At 34.6% G+C, this 17371-nt stretch carries 17 protein-coding genes; 7 read left to right on the plus strand and 10 right to left on the minus strand.

Going from position 1 to position 17371, the window contains the following annotated elements; genetic code table 11:
• Nucleotides 1–72: 72 nt before the first annotated feature.
• The gene (locus BCI01S_RS13500; RefSeq protein ID WP_061799154.1) at nt 73–1260 is read right to left on the minus strand and encodes an aminotransferase-like domain-containing protein; all 1188 of its coding nucleotides are present in this window, start codon (nt 1258–1260) and stop codon (nt 73–75) included.
• Nucleotides 1261–1431: 171 nt separating this feature from the next.
• The gene (locus BCI01S_RS26360) at nt 1432–2589 is read right to left on the minus strand and encodes a GNAT family N-acetyltransferase (RefSeq protein WP_082810055.1); all 1158 of its coding nucleotides are present in this window, start codon (nt 2587–2589) and stop codon (nt 1432–1434) included.
• Nucleotides 2590–2842: 253 nt separating this feature from the next.
• Between BCI01S_RS26360 and BCI01S_RS13510 the strand changes: the two genes are divergently transcribed.
• Nucleotides 2843–3034 carry a hypothetical protein gene (locus BCI01S_RS13510; protein WP_047943810.1) on the plus strand — a complete coding sequence of 64 codons (192 nt, stop codon included), beginning with the start codon at nt 2843–2845 and terminating at the stop codon, nt 3032–3034.
• A 433-nt stretch (nt 3035–3467) separates the two neighbouring features.
• Here BCI01S_RS13510 and BCI01S_RS13515 read toward each other — a convergent pair whose 3' ends face one another.
• From BCI01S_RS13515 to BCI01S_RS13530, 4 genes are all read right to left on the minus strand, one after another.
• Complete coding sequence (locus BCI01S_RS13515; protein ID WP_061799159.1) at nt 3468–4541, minus strand: sulfate/molybdate ABC transporter ATP-binding protein; 1074 nt, start codon at nt 4539–4541, stop codon at nt 3468–3470.
• 27 nt (nt 4542–4568) lie between these two features.
• Complete coding sequence (cysW, locus tag BCI01S_RS13520) at nt 4569–5441, minus strand: sulfate ABC transporter permease subunit CysW (RefSeq protein WP_061799163.1); 873 nt, start codon at nt 5439–5441, stop codon at nt 4569–4571.
• Nucleotides 5442–5458: 17 nt separating this feature from the next.
• On the minus strand, nt 5459–6295 hold the full coding sequence (gene cysT / locus BCI01S_RS13525; protein ID WP_047943807.1) for a sulfate ABC transporter permease subunit CysT: 837 nt from the start codon (nt 6293–6295) through the stop codon (nt 5459–5461).
• 130 nt (nt 6296–6425) lie between these two features.
• On the minus strand, nt 6426–7478 hold the full coding sequence (locus tag BCI01S_RS13530; protein ID WP_047943806.1) for a sulfate ABC transporter substrate-binding protein: 1053 nt from the start codon (nt 7476–7478) through the stop codon (nt 6426–6428).
• Nucleotides 7479–7834: 356 nt separating this feature from the next.
• On the opposite strand from BCI01S_RS13530, the gene BCI01S_RS25975 reads away from it, so the two are divergent.
• The 6 genes from BCI01S_RS25975 (at nt 7835) to BCI01S_RS13555 (ending at nt 12785) form a co-directional block, all read left to right on the plus strand.
• The gene (locus BCI01S_RS25975) at nt 7835–8140 is read left to right on the plus strand and encodes a DEAD/DEAH box helicase family protein (protein WP_235844503.1); all 306 of its coding nucleotides are present in this window, start codon (nt 7835–7837) and stop codon (nt 8138–8140) included.
• Nucleotides 8106–8330, plus strand: coding sequence for a hypothetical protein (locus BCI01S_RS25980; protein WP_235844507.1), 225 nt, complete (start codon nt 8106–8108; stop codon nt 8328–8330). The genes BCI01S_RS25975 and BCI01S_RS25980 overlap by 35 nt, the downstream gene beginning before the upstream one ends.
• A 362-nt stretch (nt 8331–8692) precedes the next feature.
• A complete protein-coding gene (locus BCI01S_RS13540) occupies nt 8693–9469 on the plus strand; it encodes an amino acid ABC transporter substrate-binding protein (RefSeq protein ID WP_061799168.1) in 777 nt (258 codons plus the stop codon).
• A 72-nt stretch (nt 9470–9541) separates the two neighbouring features.
• On the plus strand, nt 9542–10201 hold the full coding sequence (locus BCI01S_RS13545) for an amino acid ABC transporter permease (protein WP_061799171.1): 660 nt from the start codon (nt 9542–9544) through the stop codon (nt 10199–10201).
• Between the two features lie 15 nt (nt 10202–10216).
• Complete coding sequence (locus tag BCI01S_RS13550; RefSeq protein WP_061799175.1) at nt 10217–10963, plus strand: amino acid ABC transporter ATP-binding protein; 747 nt, start codon at nt 10217–10219, stop codon at nt 10961–10963.
• A gap of 493 nt (nt 10964–11456) precedes the next feature.
• Entirely contained in the window at nt 11457–12785 is a 1329-nt protein-coding gene (locus BCI01S_RS13555; RefSeq protein ID WP_082810056.1) for an arsenic transporter, read from the plus strand.
• Between the two features lie 143 nt (nt 12786–12928).
• Here the strand turns inward: BCI01S_RS13555 and BCI01S_RS13560 are convergent, their stop codons facing one another.
• The 4 genes from BCI01S_RS13560 to BCI01S_RS13575 all read right to left on the minus strand — a co-directional run bounded on the left by BCI01S_RS13560 (nt 12929) and on the right by BCI01S_RS13575 (nt 17083).
• Nucleotides 12929–13597 (minus strand): YwrJ family protein, encoded by a 669-nt coding sequence (locus tag BCI01S_RS13560; protein ID WP_061799182.1) that lies wholly within the window; start codon nt 13595–13597, stop codon nt 12929–12931.
• A 212-nt stretch (nt 13598–13809) separates the two neighbouring features.
• On the minus strand, nt 13810–15204 hold the full coding sequence (locus BCI01S_RS13565) for a DUF2642 domain-containing protein (protein WP_061799186.1): 1395 nt from the start codon (nt 15202–15204) through the stop codon (nt 13810–13812).
• 143 nt (nt 15205–15347) lie between these two features.
• On the minus strand, nt 15348–15842 hold the full coding sequence (locus BCI01S_RS13570) for a YwrJ family protein (RefSeq protein WP_047943800.1): 495 nt from the start codon (nt 15840–15842) through the stop codon (nt 15348–15350).
• A 167-nt stretch (nt 15843–16009) separates the two neighbouring features.
• Nucleotides 16010–17083, minus strand: coding sequence for a CotH kinase family protein (locus BCI01S_RS13575; RefSeq protein WP_061799188.1), 1074 nt, complete (start codon nt 17081–17083; stop codon nt 16010–16012).
• Nucleotides 17084–17371 lie beyond the last annotated feature (288 nt).

Consider the following 17371-nt stretch of genomic DNA (forward strand, 5'->3'; position numbering starts at 1 on the left):
AAGCAAAAACACTTACTATTATTCAAAACGTTATTAAAAGTAACTAACTTGTACTTATGTTATTTAAGAGTTCTAACAAACGTCCTTGACTATTTCCCCCAAATTTGTAATTCCCTTTATAATCTTTTCTTCTGACATATAAGAATAATTTATTCGGCAATGATTTTTCTCTTGCTTATTAGGGAAAAAACTCTCTCCAGGAACATAGGCAACCTTAGCGATTGGTAAACTGTGTTCCTGCATGAGTATTTTTGTATCGATATGCTGTGGAAAAGTAAGCCATGTAAACAATCCTCCCTGTGGATTTGTATAGGTAATACTATTAGGAAAAGTATCGCGTAAGGTTTGGAACATTACTTCTTTTTTCTGTTTATACGTTTCACAAATATGGGCAATATGTTCATCTAAATCATACATGTCCATAAATCGGTTCACTGCATACATATTTAAGGTAGAATTTTGTGTATCGGAAGCCATTTTTAATAGGCTTAGTTTTTCCGCTAAATCACGATTAGCAATTAACCAACCTAGGCGGAGACCTGGACTAAGAATTTTTGAGAAGCTGCCAATATGAATCACTCTTCCCTCTGTATCAAAACTTTTAATCGCTGGCAAATCCTTCCCTTCATAACGTATTTCCCGATATGGACTATCCTCTACGATAACCACATTATATTTATTGGCTAAGCTTACTAGGGCCTTTCTTCTCTCTAAGCTCATTGTCACACCTGTAGGATTCTGAAATTCAGGAACCGTATAGATAAGCTTTGCATTAGGATGCTTCTGTAATGCCGCTTCAAGCTCGTCCATACGCATCCCATTTTCATCCATCGAAACACCTACATATTCCGGTTCATATGGGTTAAACGCAGCAAGTGCTCCTAGAAAAGTCGGATTCTCTGTAATTATGATATCTCCTCTATCGATAAATGCTTTAGCTGTAAGGTCTAAACCTTGCTGACCTCCTTGAATAATAAAAAGATTATCAACACTACAGCTTATCCCAATCGTTTTTACTCGACTTACAAGCTTTTCTCTTAATGACATTAGCCCCTCTGTCCCTGTGTATTGAAGCGCTAATTTTCCTTCTTCCTGCAAAACCTGATCATACACCTTCCTTAATTTTTCAATAGGAAAAATTTCCGGGTCTGGATATCCGCCCCCAAATGAAATAATAGCTGGATCTCCCCCTAATCTTAATAATTCGCGGATAGCTGATGGCTTTACTCTTTCTATTCGATTAGCAAATTTATATTTCATTTTGTCCTCCTTATGTCTATTCCCCTCTTTTTATTGTAGGCGGAATTTTCAGTATATTTATTCATTATATGGTAATGTTTCAATCTTGGATATATTATTTTTTAAGATATGAGTGGAGATTGGCAAAATAAAAGCCATTCTCTTCCGTAGAGAATAGCCTTTTAAAGAAAATTATATTATGGATGGAGTGATCTTTGTTATCCTTTTTTCCATCGTTACCGCTTTGACGGACAGCCCATTAGGATTAGGAGCTGTCTCTTCTTTTGTGATGACAAATCCTATTTTTTCGTATAATTGGATATTTTTTAGGACATTCGCTCTTACTTTGCACACTACTTTCTGCTTGCCATTTTGGATGGCATATTCTTCTATCCAAGCTAGCAGTTTTTTAGCTATTCCTTTCCCTCTTGCTGACGGAATGACAGAAAGTCTGGAAAAATAGAGAGAATCATCTTGAAGCTGCAGACGAGAAGAACCAAGGGGAACATCATCTATCCAACATATGATTGCTTGCTCTGTTCCATTTTTAAGAGCATAAAGGAATTTGTCAGCTGGTTCCGTTAGTGCACTAGAAGGTACCTCGCTATAACGATAATCTTCAAATGCTTCTAGCATTAGTCTATGAACAATCGGAGCATCTTCTTCTGTCACAAGCCTTATCCGCTCTTTTCGCTTCCTATCTATTAAGATACCCTTTAAGGAAGAAATACTGCCTGCAATAAATGTTGCCTTTACTTTGTTCAGCTCGTCATAGGACCCATAGCCGTAAGTAACACCGATTGAATCTATTCCTGCATTGTTCGCTCCAATAATATCATGTTCCCGATCTCCTATCATCACAAACTCTTCAGGCTTATACGCAGGATACAAATCTAATATGTATTGAATTATTTCTGTTTTCGATGATCTAGTGCCATCCAGATTACTTCCAATTATGTGGGTAAAGTACGTTTCTATTTGAAAATACTTCAAAATCTTTTCTGCGAATATAGTTGGTTTTGAAGTTGCCACAATCATAATACAGCCTTTTGCTCTTAAGCTTTCAAGTAATGGAATAATTTCAGGATATAGTTCATTTTCATACATTCCTAACTGCGTAAACCTCTCTCTATAATAGGAAATCGCTTGATCCGTTATTTCTTGATTATAACCATAATATTCCATAAATGATTCTTGTAGAGGTGGTCCAATAAATTTTTCTAGTTTACGTAAATCAGATTCTTCCTTTCCAAGCTTTTGTAGTGCATATTGAATAGATTTTGTTATTCCTTCTTTAGGATCTGAAATCGTACCATCTAAGTCAAATAATATTATTTGATAATTCCCCATTAAGACACCTCTTTTTCTATACTAAAAAACTCAAAATTCTCAATCTTCTCATCCTTTTGCCCTATTATAACGAATGGTTCCACTCGCCTCAATAGAAATTTTGCCATACAAAAAAATATGATTGTTTATTTTAATTCCTTCTTAACCACTATGAATAGTCGATTATTTGTTGTATAATAAAAGAAAGCTTCGGCAAACTTAATAATTATTATTCTAGTGCACTCAAATTCACTTATTAATAGGAGGAAGTAAAATGGTTTACTATGATAAATCGAAAACCGTTAAAAATATATTGATTCAAAAGATTGTTTGCAATAGCGGTCTCTCCTCTGAAATGCTACAAAATCTCTCTATTCCTGAATTAAAAGAAACATTAAACAAAGTTTACCCCAGCACACATCCACATAATGGCTGCGGTTCTCTTAAGTGGAAAAAAGTACGATAATTTCACATACAACAAAAAGGAGAGTGGGACATAACAAAATAATTATTGGAGAAAGACGAACAATCTCTAAATTAGTAGGGAAACCAATTCGTTCCATTACGCTACAGACACTCTATGCGCCAGTGAGCAAACTAAGCCTGTGGGGTCTTAGGCTTTGCTCTACTTCCCGCAGGAGTTGAGTGTCCTCCGCTCCATTTCACTCCGTTTTTAAAGATTATTTAGTTCTAGCATTTTTTTCAAAAGAAAATAAAACGGAGCAGACTGAATACACTGCGCTCGGAAAGCGCAGTGTATTACAGTCTGCGGGCGATTACCACAAACCTTCTTTCTTAAAATAAATAAAAAACCCAAACAATTATACGAATTTTTTTAGTGTACACATATAATTGTTCAGGATTAAATTTAATTGACATACTTATGTCTTAGTATGTTTTTATATGGAGAAATCTTCTGGAATAAATACTTTTAATTGATTGGGCTTCACGTAAACCTGGTCTTTTAAATGAATAGAAAGTGACCGATACATTTCTTTTGTAATTTCTGCTTCTAAAAATTCATCTGAATCCTCTCTCTTTAATTCTAAATGGACAATCGGACCGACTATATGAATATGATGAATCGAGGCTAAAATTGAATCATCTCCTTGTTCTTCTTTACTTATATGAATATCATGGGGACGAACATATCCTATTGCTTGCTTGTTATGTTCATGCTTCCATTCTGGAACAGAAAAACTACTCTTTCCTTGAATAAGCTTTCCAGCTTCAAGTCTGCCATAGAATAAGTTTACATTGCCGAGAAAGTCATATACAAACGGACTATTTGGGTGTTCATACACTTCTTCCGGTGAACCAATTTGCTCTATTTTCCCTTCATTCATAACAACTATTCGATCAGCGACGTCCAGTGCCTCTTCTTGGTCATGGGTAACAAACACACTTGTAATATGAAACTCATCATGTAGCCGCCTTAACCACCGTCTTAAGTCCTTTCTAACCTTTGCATCTAACGCACCGAACGGCTCATCCAGCAATAGCACCTTAGGCTCCACTGCCAATGCCCGTGCTAAGGCGACTCGTTGCTTTTGGCCTCCAGATAATTGGGAAGGATAGCGGTTTTTTAATTCTTCCAGTTTCACTAATTGTAATAATTCATTTACCTTTGATTCGATATCATGCTTTGCAGGTCGGTCTTTTCTTGGTCTTACCTTTAGTCCATAAGCAATATTATCAAAAACAGTCATATGGCGAAAAAGAGCATAATGCTGAAAGACAAACCCAACATTTCTCTCCTTTGTGCTTATTTCCGTCATATTATTTTCTCCAAAGTAAATGACTCCTTGATCCGCGGTCTCCAATCCAGCAATAATTCTTAATAGAGAGGTTTTTCCGGACCCTGAAGGACCTAGTAAGGCAACTAATTCCCCTGAATTAATTTCTAAATGTATATCCTTTAATGCTTGGAAAGAACCAAATGCTTTGGAAACATCTTTTATTAAAATACTCATCCCTATTTCCTCCTCTCATATGACTAATTATTCATAAGCTGTTTTTTTGGTCTTCCACTCTAGTAAGCTTTTAATAATTAACGTGATAATAGCTAATATCGACATAAGTGTTGCGACTGCGAATGCAGCGGCAAAACGATACTCCCCATACAAGATTTCTATATGCAGAGGCATGGTATTTGTCAATCCACGAATATGGCCTGAGACAACAGACACAGCTCCAAATTCTCCGATTGCTCTTGCATTACATAGAATAACTCCATATAATAATCCCCACTTTATATTCGGCAATGTTACATACCAAAACGTTTTCCAGCCTCCTGCCCCGAGTGTCAGTGATGCCTCTTCTTCTGAAGTTCCTTGTGCTTGCATTAAGGGAATTAATTCTCTTGCAACAAACGGTAAGGTAACAAAAACAGTTGCAAGGACAATACCTGGAACAGCAAAGATAATTTTTATATTATGGGCTAAAAGCCATTCTCCAAACAAACCATGGGTACTAAAAAGCAGCACGAATACCAATCCAGCTATTACTGGCGATACGGCGAAAGGTAGATCAATTAATGTAATGAATAGATTCTTTCCTTTAAAATGGAACTTTGATACAGCCCACGCTGCAGCAACTCCGAAAATCGCATTTAACGGTACTGCAATCACTGCTACCAATAAAGTAAGCTTTATTGCAGCTAAAGCATCAGGTTCAGTAATTGCTGCAAGATATAGCTTAGCCCCTTGATCAAATGCTTGAATAAAAATAGTCGCTAAAGGTAGTAACAAAAACAAGGCCAAGAATAAAAGTGCAGCACTAATGAGTACCCAACGCAGCCATTTTGGCTCTGAAGTATTTGATGTAGTTTGAATTGGTGTGGATACTTGCTGTAATCGCACATTTCCTGCCATATTTCACTCCTCCTTTCTTAATTTGGCGTCATATTTCGATTTGTCCACCACTGTAATAGATTTATGCAGAAAAGCAAAATAAAGGAGATAAATAACATGACAGATGCAATCGCAGTGGCACCCGCATAGTCATACTGCTCCAGTTTCGTAATTATTAATAATGGCGTAATTTCTGTTTTCATCGGCATATTTCCCGCGATAAAAACAACAGAGCCATATTCTCCTAACGATCGTGCAAATGCCAGCGTAAATCCTGCAAGAATTGCCGGCAGCAGCTCTGGAATTATTACTTTAATAAATGTCTGGAGCCGTGATGCGCCAAGGCTTGCTGATGCCTCTTCTATCTCCTTATCTAAATTTTGCAAAACTGGCTGAACCATCCGAACGACAAAAGGCAATCCAATAAAGGTTAAGGCAATAGTTATCCCAATAGGCGTAAAGGCAACCTTAAACCCAAGGAGACTGCCTATCCATCCATTTGGAGCATAAAGTGTTGTCAGTGCAATCCCTGCCACAGCAGTTGGAAGTGCAAAAGGCAAATCAACTAATCCATCCACCATTCTCTTGCCTGGAAAGGGATAGCGAACTAATACCCATGCAAGCAGCACACCAAATACTACATTTATTAAAGCAGCCGTAAAAGAAGCTCCAAAGCTTAATTTATAGGAGGCAACTACCCTTGGATCTAGGACCGTATCCCAAAACCTCTCCCAGCCCATTTTGGTTGTATTAAAGAAAATCATCGTTAATGGCAAAATGACCAATATACTTAGATAGAGCATAGTATATCCCAAGGACAAACCAAAGCCAGGAAGAGCATTATTCATTTTAATCCTTCTTTTTCCGTTCCTCATTTCTTCACCTCTTTAGCTTGTAGGTTAAATTGTTTTACAGCAAATTCATCATCATTCCCATATAACTGTATTAAAGGGAATGATGATGTAAAAATATGTTTCTCATAAAAATGCCCTTTTTCTCGTTCACTTAATTAGAAGGTATATAGATTTGATCAAATGTCCCACCATCACTAAAATGTTTTTCTTGTGCCTTTGTCCAGCCGCCGAAATCATCATCAATCGTAACTAATTCTATCTCTTCGAATTGATCTGCATATTTTTTTAACACTTCTGGATTCCTTGGACGATAATAATTTTTTGCAGCAATTTCCTGTCCTTCCTCACTATACAGAAACTGAAGGTACTCTTTGGCAACTTCTGTTGTTCCCTTTTTCTCTGTAATTCCTTCGACAACCGCTACTGGCGGCTCCGCTAAAATACTAAGAGATGGACTAACAATTTCGAACTTTTCTTTTCCTAACTCATCAATTGCTAAATACGCTTCATTTTCCCATGCTATTAAAACATCACCTATTCCTCTTTGAACAAATGTGTTCGTAGAATCTCGCGCTCCTGAATCAAGAACTTCTACATTTTGAAATAGTGCTTTAATAAATGCTTTGATTTTCTCTTCATCGCCATTAAACTGTTTGGCAGCATAAGCCCATGCAGCTAGATAATTCCACCTTGCTCCACCGGAGGTTTTAGGATTAGGTGTAACAACAGAGACATCAGCTTTAATTAAATCATCCCAATCCTTAATATTCTTGGGATTTCCCTTTCTGACAAGAAACACAATAGTTGACGTATAAGGTGTAGAATTACTTTCAAACTTTGTTTGCCAATCTTCTGGAATAGCTCCTCTTTCCTTTACAATCGCATCAATATCACCTGCTAATGCTAGTGTAACTACATCAGCTTCGATACCATCAATTACTGCTCGAGCTTGCTTTCCAGATCCGCCATGAGATTGTTGTATCGCTACATCCTGGCCGGTTTTTTCTTTCCAATGTCTTGTGAATGCTTTGTTATATTCTTGGTAAAGTTCTCTCGTGGGATCATAGGAAACATTCAATAGTTCTATCTTAGAAGCATTAGTATTTTCTCCACTACTTTTTTCGCCACTGCATCCAGAGAGTACTAGTGATGCAGCTAGGAGAATGGTAAACATCTTAACAAATGATTTGACCTGTTTTTTCATAAAATAACTCCCCCTCTTTTGCAATAAAAAAGGCTGTTACCCTCTTTATTTAAGGTAACAGCCTTCAGTTTATCTGATCAGCATTCTTCCAATTGGAATATTAAATATTTTCAATAAATTTATTATTATTAATTTATACTCATTTCTCTTATAAGTCAACTAGGAATTATATTTTTCTTAGTGTATTATTTATCTAACTATCATCCTTATTTAACTAGTTATCTTTCCATGGAAAAACTCTATAATAGAATTATTATTTAATAAAGAGGTGCATAATTGGAAAATAAAAAAAGCTGTTTCTTGAAGGGAAAGAAAAATTACATGTTTTCTTCTTTTATACAGGCATGCGAAACTATATGGAAGAAGTCCTGCGCTTTATTTATGCTGGTATCGAAGCAAGAGAATATGTAATCCTTATCGACAATGATCGAAATTGCAAAAGGATATTCGAACAATTAAAATACAAACTTACATCTTCGCAATTGAAACAGATCCATTATGTAAATAGCTTAGATTTTTATTTTTCAAGTGGAAGTTATCATCCACCAGCTATTACAGATTATTTTAATAAAATGGTTCAGCCTTATCTAGATCAAAGTATTCCCTTTCGATGTAGAATGGGCAACGATGGAAGAGCCTTTTCATTTAATCGGAAATTTTGAGAAAATAGTTAATAACGCTGCCAACCACATTTCCTTTCCATTAATTTGTGCTTATGGAGAATGGAAAGTGCCAAGTGTCTTAGAAACTACCTTGCACGAGACTCATCCTTATATTTTAAAAGATGATAAGCTTATTTCATCAAAAAAATACATAACAGATACACCCTTTTATGAAAAAGACGACAATTGAACTTGATTGATACGTAATTAATCGTTTAAAGGAGTAGGAGCAATCACAGTCTTTAATAATTGCTCCTACTCCTTCCCATATATCTCCATTCCTCACTGCCTCCTTTTGCTTCTATTAAACCTCAAATCTGATCTCTATAATTTCCATTAGATTAAAAAAAGCTCGCATAATTTTTTTTACATATTTCACCACGAAATCCTTTACTCTACTAATATGTTAAATTATTTTATTGACAACTTCTTTTTTGGTATGGTAAATTTTATACATTAGTTTATCACTCTAATATATTATCGAACTAAAGGATTTTAGTTTTATAGATTTTTTGTACTGAAAACATAATTTATAAAGGTGGCTTTTACAACATGAAACGTTTAGCAATTAATTTAGTTATTTTGGCATCTGTATTTTTCATTTTTACGGCATGTTCCAACAATTCTAAAGATAATAAGGAAGATACATTAGTCATTGGTATTGATGATAAATTCGCTCCAATGGGGTTTAGGGATGACAATAATGAAATTGTCGGCTTCGATATTGATTATGCAAAAGCTGCAGCTAAAAAAATGAATATGTCAGTTGAATTTCAACCAATTGATTGGAAAACAAAGGAATCAGAATTAAGCAGCGGCCGGATTGACTTAATTTGGAATGGCTATACTATTACAGATGAACGAAAAGAAAAAGTTCTTTTCACAAAGCCTTATCTAAAAAATGCACAAGTTGTCGTAACATTAGCGGACTCAAAAATAACCAAATTAGATGATTTAGAAGGAAAAGTTGTTGGTCTCCAATCTCTTTCTTCTGCATCCGATGCATTAAATGGTAGTCCTATTAAATCAAAAATTAAGGAAGTTACCGAGTTTTCCGATAACGTATTAGCATTAAATGATCTGAAATCTGGTCGTTTAGATGCAGTTGTCATAGATGAAATTGTTATTGATTACTATATGACAAAAGAACAAGATTCCTTTAAAATCCTTGATGAATCACTTGCCCCAGAAGAATACGGAATTGGGGTTAAAAAAGGGAACGAAGCATTATTAGAGAAGCTTCAAAAAGCACTTGATGAGATGAATGAAGATGGCACAGCCGCTGAAGTTTCCGAAAAATGGTTTGGTGAAAATAAAGTATTAAAGTAACATCGCAAATGAATCATAAACAAAACAGGATTTCTTTCCGAAACCCTGTTTTGTTTTGTTGGAGGAATAGAAATGGAAATTGATTATATTATTTCGATACTAAAACCAATGTTGGAAGGGGCCAAAGCAACCGTTCTTTTATTTCTTATTGCTATTGTAGTGTCCATTCCATTAGGTTTCCTATTAACACTCGCAATCCGATCTAGCATCAAGCCAATTGCATGGCTGGCAAGCTGTTATGTTTACATCATGCGCGGTACCCCGCTCTTACTGCAATTATTGTTTATATGCTTTGGGTTACCAATGATTCCAGGAATAGGAGAATATTTAGTCCTAGATCGTTTTGTCGCTGCCTCTTTAGGATTTATTTTGAATTATGCAGCCTATTTTGCCGAAATTTTCCGCGGAGGTCTGCTTGCAATTGATAAAGGTCAGTATGAAGCTTCTCAAGTGCTTGGTTTAAGTAAATGGCAAACAACCACACGGGTTGTTTTACCACAAATGTTTCGAATTGCCCTTCCTGCTGTGGCAAATGAATCTGTCACATTAGTGAAAGATACAGCCTTGCTGTATGCTGTTGCTGTACCCGAGTTACTGCACTTTGCCCAAACGGCGGTAAACCGAGATTTTACGATTATGCCCTTTTTTATTGCTGGGATTATTTATCTTATCATGACCCTGCTATTAACAGCATTATTTAAATGGCTGGAGCGCAGATTTAAATTTGAATAAGAAGGACGGATACTTATGGCAATCATTGAAATAGAGAATATAAAAAAATCATACGATAAGGTCGAAGTATTGAAGGGGATAACCTTTGATGTCGATAACAATGATGTTGTGGCTGTTATTGGTCCCTCTGGTTCTGGTAAAAGCACAATGCTCCGTTGTCTTGTCGATTTAGAAAAAATCGATGGAGGAACGATTCGTGTTTCTGGAGACGAGTTAGTGAAAGATGGAATATATGCTCCGCAGCAAAAAGTCAAACAAATTACTGCAAGAATGGGAATGGTTTTTCAGCATTTTAATCTATTTCCACATCTTACTGTAATAGACAATATTCAGCTTGCACCAAAATTAGTGAAGAAAGAATCTGCTTCTTCCCTTCAAGAAAGAAGTATGACAATCCTCGAAAAAATTGGTCTATCTAATTTTGCTAATGTCTATCCTGCCAAACTATCTGGAGGACAAAAGCAACGTGTGGCAATTGCTCGAGCATTAATGATGGAACCAGAAATTCTACTGTTTGATGAACCTACCTCCGCTTTAGATCCCGAACTAACAGGGGAAGTCTTAGCAGTGATGAAAGATTTAGCAAAAGAAAAAATGACCATGATTGTCGTCACACACGAAATGGGATTTGCCAAGGAAGTGGCAAACAAAGTGGTTTTCATGGACAATGGAGTAATCGAAGAATCAGGTCCACCAGAAAGTCTATTCTCAATCCCCAAATCTGCCCGTACAAAAGCATTTCTTAGTGGGAAATTGAAATAATAATAAATCGAAAGAGCTTGAGATTTCAAGTTCTTTTTTTGTAGGAGAGATTGTTGTAAGAAATGATTGTTATTATAACAGACCTATAATTCCTATTAATAATGAAATAATCGGATGCCCTTAAAATGACTTTGTGTAGAGAATCATGTTGTTATAATAAATATAATATATTTCATTCCTTTTTTTAGTTATATGGTAAAACTTGACTGCAGACTCTGTCTGATCCAGGGTATATGCAGTCTTCTTTTATAGTAAAGAATTGTATCATTGGCCTCTATGAAATACGTGCAACTATCTTAATAAGTTACATATCTTGCAGAGATACTAGCTGATTTTATCATAAATAGATTATTGTTTATAGCAGTCTGATGTAGTTAACGTATATATATAGTACAGGCATCGATAAAAGATAAATGAAGGAGCGTGAAATTATGATTCATAGTTCAGTATCTTGGAGGTGCGATAAGTGACTGATTTTGCATCAATATTTACCATTGCTTCATTCCTAACTACGATGATTTTGATCTTTTGGCGTCCTAAGGGAATGAACGAAGCAACTGCAGCAACCATTGGTGCCGTGTTAATCTTAATTAGTGGAAGTGTAACATTTTCTGATCTAGCAGATATTGGCTCAAAGGTTACTGAGGCAGCTATAACTATCATTGCTACAATGGTTATGGCATTAACAATGGAAAGCATTGGTTTTTTCCATTGGGCTGCTACCCGATTATTAAAAGCCGCAAAGGGATCTGGAAAAAAACTCTTTTGGCTGACTAACCTTCTTTGCTTTCTTATGACACTATTTCTCAATAACGATGGAAGTATCATAATAACTACACCTGTTCTACTGATGCTGTTTAGAAAAATTGGTATGAAGCAAAAGGAAAAATTTCCTTATTTAATTAGTGGAGCACTTATTGCAACTGCTTCTAGTGTTCCTATAGGTGTAAGTAATATTGTTAATTTAATCTCTTTAAAAATAATTGGTTTGGATCTTTATATGCAAACTGCTATGATGTTTGTCCCAGGAATAATTGGTTTAGCATTCCTCTATTTTATGTTGCTGGGAGTATTTTATCGACAACTGCCTAAAAAAATACCACTTGTTACCAAGAATATAGATTATAGACATATCTCTTCCTTGCATCCATTACTTTCAGATCCAAATACAGAAGAAACAAAGCGACAAACAAAACTAATGGTTGGTGTATTTGTGTTCATTTTTATGGTAAGAATTCTTCTATTTGTAGCCTCTTATTATCATATCCCCATCTCCATTGTTGCCGTAACTAGTTCTCTTCTTCTGTTAAGCTGGCGATGGATTTACTTGAAAGTAACTCCAAATGATATGTTGAAAAAAACACCTTGGGATATTTTTCTCTTTGCTTATTCTATGTATATTGTTGTCTATGGACTCCATAACATTGGACTAACAGGTTTCTTAGTTCAATTGGTTGAACCAATCATGGGGGAGCATTTGTTTAAAGGAAGTATAACAATGGGATTACTCTTGTCTGTAATGTCGAATATATTTAATAATCATCCCGCCTTAATGATTGGAACATTTACATTAACTGAAATGAATTTAGAGCCTGTCGTTCTAAAGACTTTATATTTAGCAAATATCATTGGAAGCGATATAGGATCATTGTTGATTCCCTCTGGAACATTAGCTACTTTGATTTGGATGCACATCTTAAAGCGGAATAAAGTAAATATATCTTGGGGGCAATATCTTAAAGTTACCATTCTTGTAATTCCAGCAACTGTATTGTTTACACTAGCCCTTCTTTATATGTGGATAGAACTATTTTTTTACTAATAGAATGCTTCTTTGAGATTGTACTTGAAAACATAGCGCTCTATCCAAAAGCACTTAAAAAAGAATATAACTAAAGGCATTAACTTTTTGATAAAGATTTAATGCCTTTTAACCAGATATAATATCTTACTTTAATTGATATGTTATGGCAAATGAACAGATTTTATATGGGAAAGTTTCCAGAAAACTATATTTGCCTCTGCATTAACTAGTTCCACAATATTGTTTGAAATGTTTTGTATTAAACCAACCTTATTTGGATTCTCACCTAAATCAAAAACAAGCAATTGGCCGATATATTTTTTCAATTGCTCTTCAAAAGTACGAGCTAGTGGAATAGTAGAAGGAACAACAGGTAAATCGGTATTGCTTAGTGTGTAAGGAGTTAGATTTGTACTATACGGTATAAGCCACTTTATGTGCTGCATAGATAGAAAAACGGTTTTAAACACAGGAGAGTAAAATACGATATAGTCATTTAAAACACTAGTGATATAACCGTGTATAGACCTATTTCCTGTAACACATAGTTCAATAAATTGACCTTTTGCATTCATTAATATTTTTCGAAAAGATATTGGTTCTGACTCCTCCAGAAATGGCATTTCAGAATAAGGCTTCTCAACTGAATCCTCTGAATTATTTCTTTTTTTTATATTATGAAGGTGTAGTAATGGGATATACATGTATTTCCGCCCATTGTACAGTACTAGAATGTCTAAACCATTATCTATTAAAATACCAGAGAAATAAGCTTTTCCGGAAATCTCGATATCAACTTCTTCGTCAATTAAATCCTTGAAATTATTCATTGATTTAGCTCCTTTACATTGTGCTCATATCAGAGAGTACCTATTATCTTAATCACTATTAGTACTCTTTTTTTTAAAGATAACCAAATGCATTCTGGAATTGTCTTGGATAGCGATGATTGGAATCCTTCAAACGGTTTGAGGATTTTCTAATCTTCAGCCGGATTGATAAGAGCGAAAAACTAAGATAATAAAAAGGTGACTCTTGAGAATTACTTCTTTAATCGTTCATTTCTTAATTTTTTATACATATACTCAGCATGTTTCATTAGAGAATAATATTGTTTTTCTAATAGAAAATTCTGCTCTATAGGGTCTAAATTTTTTTCATTAGTTTCGACTGGTTTGACGTTTTTTTTTGTTTCAGAGGTAAGTTTTGTTTTTTTATTTTTTTTCTTATTTTTACAATTATAAAGTCTACCCAATTCATTTAATGGGTGGCTGATATAGCCAGGAGCCATTTCCATTTTTGGAATACGGCTATAGTTTCTTCTCTTAGCATTTTCTAATGGGGCTTTTTCTATAGCTGGCTTGCTAAAATCTTTTATGGTTGAAGAATCATCATACCCACCATTTTCCGATTGGTAATGAGTATCAGGATCCATAGCTGCTTCCTGATTAATAGTTAAAATGGGATTTTCTAATTTGCTATCTGAAATCAAATTTATAAAGGGATTCGCATTATAATTGGTAACAGTTTCCTTATCTCTTGAAGCAGCGTACAATTCATTAATAGTATCATTGCTAGTAGATGATGAAGATGTGTCTGTAATATTGGGGAAACTTAAACTTTCAGGAAAAGAAACAGCTTCCTGGGTTGCAATATTTTTCTCATTATCATTATCTTCTTTGCGAATCAGGTTATGTGCTGGTGTATTATCCATCAAATACTGTGATTGATTGTCTTCCACAACATCGTTATCTTTCACATGTATAATCTCTTCTTCGAGAATTTGGAATTGGGGAGATTGATTGTTTGTCAAAGGGAGATCTTTATCGTCTTTATGTTCAATATAGTCTTTTGCCTGAATATCTTCCTTTTGCTCAATGGCTGGTATATGGTTTATTACATGGAGAGATTCCTTTTCTTCCTTTTTAGCGTTGTCTTTCTCATCATGAACTTCTTCGTTGGAAATTGGGCTTTCTGCTGATAGATTACTACTGTCTGAAAGGGTAGATTCATTCTCATTATAGATTCCATTATAGATACCGACAATAAAGGATCTTTGTATATAGATTTGGTCATCCTCATTTAAGAGCATGACATAGTCTTCAGTTATTTGGCTTAATAGCCCAACAAAAAGCTGGTTGTTAATGCTTTGAATTGTTATCCAGCTATATTTAAAATCGTACAGCAAATCAAGCAAACTTTTCTTATTTTCGTGAGATAATAAAGAGGTTTGTGGAGAAATATTTTTTGCATTTTTTGTAATGGCGTGAATTTGATCATAGGCAAAATAAAATATCTTATCGTCTAATTGTAATACAATATGGTCCTCTTTCACATCAAGCAAAATTCCAACTATAGTTCGTGTGCTATTCAAAAAAATCCTAATCTTAAAACCCTTTAATTGTTCTAGAGCCTGGGAAAAACTAAGCTCCTTCATTGCATAACCTCCTCACCCTATTAGGAAATCTCAAAAGGGTCTTCTCTAAAAGATGAAAAATGAAAAGTTAAAAAAGTTCCGTTATAACTTTCTAACAATTAATAATCCTTTTGAGATCAACCCTTATGAGATGATTATCCATTTTAGTCTATCTTTTCTTCTTTTTGTTCTTCTTGCTTCTCTTCCTTCTCTTCCTTTTCTTTCTCAGGCTTTTCAACTACTGCCCCATAGCTAATATTGTGAATATGGAACAAAGACAGTCTAATAATTTCTTCATTTGAAACAACTGTAACATAATCACTGTTGATGGCTTCTAAAACTCCTTCAATACTATCTTTGCCGCCGCGATTAATTTTGACCCAGTAGTATTCAAGTGAATCAAGTATTTCTGCAAAAGTTGAAGCTTCCTTATATTCAAAACTTTCAGGGATTACAAGTTCAAAAGGAAGTCCTTTCTTTGCATTTTCGGTAATACTCTTTATATGATGTAATTTATAATATACGATCCCATCATTTTCAATTAAGATTGTTAGGAAGTCATCTCCTACTGCAAGCAGCAATCCAACTTTAGAATTGGGGCCACCTCTATCAATCTTTACAACTTTTCCTACTAATGTTTGTAATAATTCAACATTCATTCTCCCATTTCCCTCCTAATGATGTTTTCCCTGTATGTATATGTGTACTGGAAAGATATTGTACTATTGCAATTGCCTATTTTATGGATAAAAACAGCATTTAGCTAAAAATAATAAGTGAAAATGGAAATGAAACTCCCGAAAAAAACCGCTAAAATTCCACGGCATTAAGTCAGATTTTTTAACTGATTAGATAAGTATCTGTTTCTGTTTTGGATATAGGTGAGAATAAATTGTTTTTCCTTATCAAAAAAAGATGCAAGGCGCGATGAAAAGGGGTCTTTTTCTATTTGAGGTTTTATTTTGGTAAATAGTTCTTCGATAATAGGAGATTGTGTTTTAGCAGTGAAGGAATCATTTAATATTTCCTCTAATATATTCTTATAGATTTTTCTAAATGCTGGGATATGAATGAGCCTCGCAGAAAGTGTGTTATATCCTTCTATAGGTACAACATCGTAATTTAACACTTTTCCATGTCTATTTCTACCCCATGTTCCATCGCAATCCCACGGAGATATCTCAAATAAATTGGTTGAACTATTGAAGTATATTGCATAGTTATGATCAAATCCATCAAAATGTTGTATACAGACAACTCCTGCAAGCCATTTTAGATATTTTTCGATATCCAGCATTTTAGGAATTATTTGTTCAAACTCAAGATTTAGTAATGTGTTGATTTTAAATAAAAGATCTGAGAATAATTGATTGCTATTACCTATTTGATATTTGGGAGTGTATCCCTGAAGTATCTCTTTTTTTGGTTTTCCCTCAACTGTTAATAATGAAAAATTGGCATCGTCATCTGTGGCATACAAGATGTCTCCATCTGCTAGATTTCTCTTTCTCAACAAGTATTCATCAAGGGACTCTATCTGTAGGTATATTCCTCTGTATTGACCGTTAATAGTCAAGAGAACATGCTGAGTCTGTGGGGAAAGAACACCAATGCTGTTGAAGAAATCCAAAGAAAGTTTACTGCGTATTAAAGAAGGATCCTTAGACTCCGCATTTAAATGAATTTCGTGTGTACCATTTACAGTAGAGGGATTTTGAAAAACAATGCTGTAAGATTTTTTTGTATGATTTCTAGTGGAATGACCACGATAAGATATTCCAATTAAATATTTATTCTTTCCTTCTTTGAGATAACCGGACACATAGTCATCACTCCAGATATCTTTTCTCAGATTTTTATAATCATTAGGATGAATGTAAATGTTGTATGTTTTCATCATTCTAACCTTCTCTCAATTTATTTATTAAATAAAATATGTACTATCTTTATTAAAGTTGCAGAAAAGGCTAGTATAAATCTTTGCAATGCAGTCAAAAGTCTAAACAGTACTTTCATTTAAAGCATAAGATGTATTAAACTTTTTGAAAGTGGTGGGGATTCTTGAGTGAAGATCTATTGGTAAAAGAAGCCATAAAACAAGCCATTGTGAATGGCTTAGATATTTTTCTAAATAACAATCCTATTGAACAGGATGAAGCTACAACAAATAATAAAAAATCCCATGGCG

Source organism: Niallia circulans NBRC 13626, from assembly GCF_001591585.1.
Classification (GTDB): domain Bacteria; phylum Bacillota; class Bacilli; order Bacillales; family Cytobacillaceae; genus Niallia; species Niallia circulans.